The sequence below is a fragment of the Actinoplanes sp. NPDC051633 genome (assembly GCF_040681735.1).
Taxonomy (GTDB): Bacteria; Actinomycetota; Actinomycetes; order Mycobacteriales; family Micromonosporaceae; genus Actinoplanes.
The window spans coordinates 1-5,756 of sequence record NZ_JBFAZH010000455.1; the positions used below are offsets into that span (position 1 = coordinate 1).

6 protein-coding genes are annotated in these 5,756 nt (G+C 69.1%); 4 read left to right on the top strand and 2 right to left on the bottom strand.

All coding sequences use genetic code 11. The features are described 5' to 3' along the window. Positions 1-121: 121 nt before the first annotated feature. The gene (locus tag AB0M20_RS23640; RefSeq protein ID WP_364301534.1) at positions 122-631 is read right to left on the bottom strand and encodes a cupin domain-containing protein; all 510 of its coding nucleotides are present in this window, start codon (positions 629-631) and stop codon (positions 122-124) included. A gap of 146 nt (positions 632-777) precedes the next feature. Between AB0M20_RS23640 and AB0M20_RS23645 the strand changes: the two genes are divergently transcribed. After that, a complete protein-coding gene (locus tag AB0M20_RS23645; protein ID WP_364301536.1) occupies positions 778-1,845 on the top strand; it encodes a nucleoside hydrolase in 1,068 nt (355 codons plus the stop codon). A 122-nt stretch (positions 1,846-1,967) separates the two neighbouring features. Next, entirely contained in the window at positions 1,968-2,774 is an 807-nt protein-coding gene (locus tag AB0M20_RS23650) for an SAM-dependent methyltransferase (RefSeq protein WP_364301538.1), read from the top strand. A gap of 25 nt (positions 2,775-2,799) precedes the next feature. Here AB0M20_RS23650 and AB0M20_RS23655 read toward each other — a convergent pair whose 3' ends face one another. Then, positions 2,800-3,759, bottom strand: a complete 960-nt coding sequence (locus AB0M20_RS23655; RefSeq protein ID WP_364301540.1) for a Ku protein — start codon at positions 3,757-3,759, stop codon at positions 2,800-2,802. Between the two features lie 187 nt (positions 3,760-3,946). On the opposite strand from AB0M20_RS23655, the gene AB0M20_RS23660 reads away from it, so the two are divergent. Continuing rightward, on the top strand, positions 3,947-4,108 hold the full coding sequence (locus AB0M20_RS23660; RefSeq protein WP_364301542.1) for a hypothetical protein: 162 nt from the start codon (positions 3,947-3,949) through the stop codon (positions 4,106-4,108). Continuing rightward, entirely contained in the window at positions 4,105-5,577 is a 1,473-nt protein-coding gene (gene ligD / locus AB0M20_RS23665; protein ID WP_364301544.1) for a non-homologous end-joining DNA ligase, read from the top strand. Before AB0M20_RS23660 ends, ligD begins: the two co-directional genes overlap by 4 nt. Positions 5,578-5,756 lie beyond the last annotated feature (179 nt).

A 5,756-nucleotide genomic window follows, 5' to 3' on the forward strand; every position in this document is an offset into this window, starting at 1 on the left:
GGCGCAAACCAACCCGCCGAGACCGGAAGAGCGCCCGCAAGGCGCAGCGAGAGGCCGATGAGGAGCTTTCCGGCTGGCGATTCGTGAGCCGCGTACGTCGCCGGGCGGCTGGCTGTGATGTCTAGCCGGGCGGGACCAAGCCGTACCGCTCAACAACGTCCGGCAGCCACGCCGGCTGACCGAACTGCAGGCCGTAGCGTTCCGCGAGGTCGCCACCCTGCCCCGCCGCGGCCGGACCCGCCGCGACGATCTCGGCCACTTCGCGGAAGAAGTGTTCGAACCCGGCAGGACTGATGATCTCGATCATCCGGGCCGGGATGCGACCGGCGTTCCACATCGCATGCAACTCTCCGCGCGGCTTGGTGATGTAGCCGCCGGGCCCGAGCACCACCTCCCGGTCGCCGGACCGGAAGCCGATCTCGCCCTCGGTGACGATGGAGTACTCGTCCTCGCGGGTGTGCAAATGCGGCGCCACCAGCGCCCCGACCGGGAATGGGTGCTCGACGATCGACAACGCACCTCCCGTGTCCTCGCCCCACAACTTGAACTGCACGCCGATGGCGCCGAGCTCGCCGAGCAGCCCTTCACCGGGCTGAACCACGGTCAGCGGCGGAGGATCGGTTGTCGTCATGAAGAATGCATACCGCACTCCGGCTTCGAATTCTGCTGGGTGCCGCCGTGGCACCAACCCGGGACTCGCGTTATGCGCGCGTGATGCCGGTGCCTCGCGGCGAGGACGCCGGCGGACGGCACGCGAACGATGGCAGGAGGATCACGATGAGTGAGCTCAGACGGCGCCAACTCGTGCTGGGCGGCGCCGCGGCCACCGCGGTCGCCGTCGGCGGCACCGCGTCGCCCGCGGTGGCATCCGAACCCGGCGGCCAACGCCCGTTCCGGCCGCCGGCCGGACCGCGGTACCGGGTCATCAGCGACAACGACTACTCCGGCGACCCGGACGGGCTGTACCAGCTGGTCCATCACCTGCTCTCGCCGTCGGTCGACCTCCGCGCGGCGATCGGATCACACCTGGCGCCCGGCGATCCGTTCGACCCCTCGACGCAGCAGGCCACCAACGCCTACCGGCGGATCCTGGAGGTCCTGCGGCTGATGGGTCTGACCGGCCGGCTCCCGGCCTACCAGGGCTCCAACGTCGCGCTCGTCGATGCGCGTACCCCGCAGCGGTCGGCCGGCGCACAGGCGATCGTCGCGGAGGCGATGCGCAGCGATTCCCAGCTGCCTCTGTTCGCCACCTTCGGGGCCGGGCTCACCGAACTGGCCAGCGCCCATCTGATGGAACCGCGCATCGCGGAGCGGCTCACCGCGGTCTGGATCGGCGGACCGGAATACCCGGACCTCGGCGTTCCACCGCCGCCCGGCTCCAGCGGCGTGGAGTACAACCTGCGCATCGACCTGACCGCCGCGCAGGTCGTCTTCGACTCGCCGATCCCCCTGTGGCAGGTGCCGCGCAATGTCTACCGCCAGGCGCTGGTGTCCATGACCGAGCTGATCACCCAGGTGCGGCCGGCCGGCCGGATCGGCAAACACCTGTACGAGCGGATCTTCGACATCTTCGAGTTGGCCGCCGGAGCAGGTCTGAACATGGGAGAGACCTACATCCTCGGCGACAACCCGCTGGTGCTCCTGACGGCGCTGCAGTCCTCGTTCGAGGCCGACCCGTCATCCTCCCGGTACGTCACCCGCTTCGCCCCCCGTATCAACGACGACGGCACCTACACGCCGCGCGAGAGCGGACGCCAGATCCGCGTCTACACAGAGCTGGACGCTCGGCTCATGTTCAGCGACCTGTTCGCCAAACTCCAGATCCACCGCGACCGCGGGCGCTGAGACAGCCTCGGGCCGGCCTGGCTGCCTTTCGTTGGCATGGGCGGGGTGTCGCCTCGAAGCCACGCCGACTAGTCTTCGCCCGAACCGTGATCGGTGATTGACGGCGATCCGAGGGAGCGCATGTGGCCGCTTTGGGTGACGACACGACGTCCAAACTTGATATCGGAGTTCCGCACTCAGCTCGCCTGTGGAACTACTGGCTGGGCGGCAAGGACAACTTCGCCGTCGATCGTGCGGTCGCCGACCAGATCCTGGCGATGGTCCCGGAGATGGTCGCGTCGGCTCGGGCCGATCGCGCCTTCCTCGGCCGGGTCGTCCGCTATCTGGCCGGCGAGGCCGGCATCCGCCAGTTCCTCGACGTGGGCACCGGCATCCCGACCGCGAACAACACCCATGAGGTCGCGCAGCAGATCGCGCCGAGCAGCCGGATCGTCTATGTGGACAACGACCCGCTGGTGCTGGTCCACGCCCGGGCCCTGCTGACCAGCCATCCGGAGGGCAGGACCGACTACATCGACGCCGACCTGCGGGAACCGGCGGCAATCATCGAGGGTGCGCGCCGGACACTCGACTTCGACCAGCCGATCGCGCTCACGCTGCTGGGCATCCTCAACTTCGTTCCGGACGACGACAACGCGGCCGATCTGGTCGCCCGGCTGGTCGACGCCCTTCCGCCGGGCAGCTACCTGGCGATCTCCCACCCCACCACCGAGATCAACGGCGAGACGATGGTGGAGGCATTGCGACTGTGGAACGAGGGCCCGGCGGCCAAGATGGTGTTGCGCAGTGCCGAGCAGGTCAAGCGTCTGTTCGGTGACCTGGAGATGGTGGAGCCCGGAGTGGTCAGCTGCTCGCAGTGGCGACCCGAGAAGGGCGAGGAAGACGCCGAACCGGTTCCACACTTCGGCGGCGTAGGGCGCAAGGCCTGAACGAGGCACTCTTCGGCTGCGGCGATCAGGTCTTGCTGTCGGACTTCGCCTTCCGCGCCGGCGCCTTCTTCGTGCGCGCCTTCTTGGGCGCCGGCTGAGCGCGGGCCTTGGCGCGTTTCGGAGCGGTGGCAGCGCCGGTGGGGTCGTGTGCCGGCCTGCTCGGCGTGGCTCGTTCCGGTGGAGCGTCCGCGCTCGGCCGGGATTCGGCGCGGGCCGCCCGGGCCCGTTCCACCGAGGCGCGCAACACCGAGATCAGGTCGGCCGCCGCGGTCGGCGCTGCCGTCTCCTCCGCCACGGGCACGATCTCGCGACCTGCCACCTTGGCCTCGATGACGGCCTGGAGGGCCACACGGTAGTCGTCGCTGTACCGCTTGGGGTGGAAGTCCGTGGCCATCGACGTGATCAAGGATGTCGCCATCGTCAGTTCGGCCGGGCGCGTCTCCACGTCCGCGTCCAGGAAGGAGAACGTCGGCTCCCGTACTTCATCCGGCCACAGCATGGTGTTGAGCATGAGCACGTTCGCGCGCACCCGAAGCGTTGCGAGCTGCTCCCGATGGCGCAGCGCAACCTTGACGATGGCGATCTGGTTCGTCCGGAGCAGCGCCTCACGGAGCAGCACGTACGGTTTCGTGGCGGCGCCGTCGGGCTCGAGGAAGTACGCGCTCGCGTAGAGGATCGGATCGATCTGGTCGGCCGGGACGAACTCCAGGACGTCGATCGCGTGGGTCGAGGCGAGCGGCAGGCCGGCGAAGTCGTCGTCGGTGAGCATCACCATGTCTCCGCCACCCAGGTCGTACCCCTTGGCGATGTCCTCGTACGCCACCTCCTCGCCGCAGCCCACGCACAGCCGCCGGTAGCGGAGGCGGGAGCCGTCGGCCTCGTGGAGCTGGTGGAAGCGGATGTGCTTCTGCTCGGTCGCCGCGTACACCTTCACCGCGATCGACACCAGCCCGAAAGAGATCGCGCCGTTCCAGATCGACCTCATGCCACCATCTCCTGCGGTGTGAGATTATCGAACGCTTGTTCTAATACGAGCTTAGGACACAACATGTAGTGGCGCAAAGCGCCTCTGCCCCCACGTCGGCCGGCAAGGTCTGTGCCCAAACGACCTTGACGCGTAGAATCAGACCGTGGCCGACGGCGGTGCACGCAGTGGTGCCGCGGGCGAAAGTGTGACCGACCCCGCGCTGGACGAGGTGCTGCGCGCAGCCGGTTTCGAAGTCACCCCGGCCGGTCGGCGACGCTGGCGGGCGGAGCTCTCCCGGCCCATTCCCCAGGCGACCCTGGACGACGCGAAACGGCGGCTCGCCCGGGCCCGTGGCCGCGCCGCGTGACCGACATCGCCGTCGTCTTCGACGCCTCCGCATTGATCGCGTACGCCCACGGTCAAATCGCCGCCGCCGAGTTGATCTCCGAGATCAACGCCGAAGGACGCCACGTCGGCGTTCCGTCCACGTGCCTGACCACCGCCCTGGCCGCGTTGACCGACGAGTGGGACATCACCCAGCTGATGCGCCTGATGAGCACCAGGACCATGGTGATCCTCCCGCTGGGCGGGCAGGACCCCGACGAGCTCCGTCAGGTCAGCGAGTTCACCCGCCTGGCCGAGTGCGATCTCAACGTCGGACACGCGGTGGCCTCGGCGCTGGCCCATCGAGCCTTCTATGTCACCGACAATCCGAAGCCTGCCGAGGTCGCCCTCCCGCCGAGCTGGCCAGTGCTCGACCTCAGCCCGGTCCGGCTGGTCAGCGACCGGTACGGGCTCGAGGTCGTGCCCACCGGCGCGGCCGAGCCGGCCCAGGCGGCCCAGCCGGCCCAGCCGGACCGGCACCCCGACGCTCCGGTCCCGATGCCCACTGTGATCGAGCCGATGCTCGCCACCCTCCGCCCACTCCCGACCGACGGCGAGTGGGGCTATGAGTTCAAGTGGGACGGCCTGCGCACGATCGCGTATCTCGACGACGACCTACGCCTCCTCGCCCGGAACAAGATCGACGTGACGCACACCTACCCGGAGATCGAGGCCGTACGGGCCGCGCTGGCCGGCCGCCGGGCCATCCTCGACGGCGAGATCGTCGCGCTCGGCCGCACCGGGGTGCCCAGCTTCGCCGCCCTCCAGCAACGCATGCGCACCCCGGTCCCCACCGCGGCGGCGGTACGCAGCAAGCCGGTCCGGTTCTACCTGTTCGACCTGCTGTACCTCGACGGCACCGACCTCACGTCGCTGCCCTACGTCGACCGGCGCGAGGCGCTGCAGCGGCTGCACGTCACCGGAGACCCGGTGGACACACCCCCGTACTGGACCGGCGACGCCGGGCCGGCGCTGCTGGACGCGGCCCGGGAAATCGGCCTCGAAGGCGTGATGGCCAAGCAACTCGCCTCGCCGTACCAGCCCGGCCGGCGCTCGCCGGCATGGATCAAGGTGCCGCTCACCACGACGACCGAAGTGATCGTGGCCGGATACAAGCCGAGCGTGCGCCGTCGGTCGACAACAATCGGGTCGCTCCTGGTCGGCATGTTCGACGCGAACGACCGGCTCACCTACGTCGGTCAGGTCAGCACCGGATTCAGCGACGAAGACCTTCGCCACCTGCAGAAGCGGCTCACCGGCCTGGGGCAGTCGACGTCCCCGTTCGACGTGCCGGCGCCCCGCCAGCACGCCCGGCAAGCCGAGTGGGTCCGCCCGGTCCTCGTTGCCGAGGTCACCTTCCGCTCCTGGACGCACGACTGCCGGCTCCGCCAACCGTCCTGGAAAGGACTGCGCCCCGATCGCGACGCCGCCGACGTACGGCTCCCCAGCTGATCGGGAATCCGGAACCACGAGATTTCGAAAACGGTGGCGTCATGTCGTCGGCTTTGACATCCTTCTATGAATGGGAGCGCTCCCACTCCCCCGTTCGTACCCTCTGGAGGATCAGCCACCGTGCTCTCCGCACCGAAATGGACCCAGCGCAGGAAACGGCTGGCCGCGGTCGCGGCCGC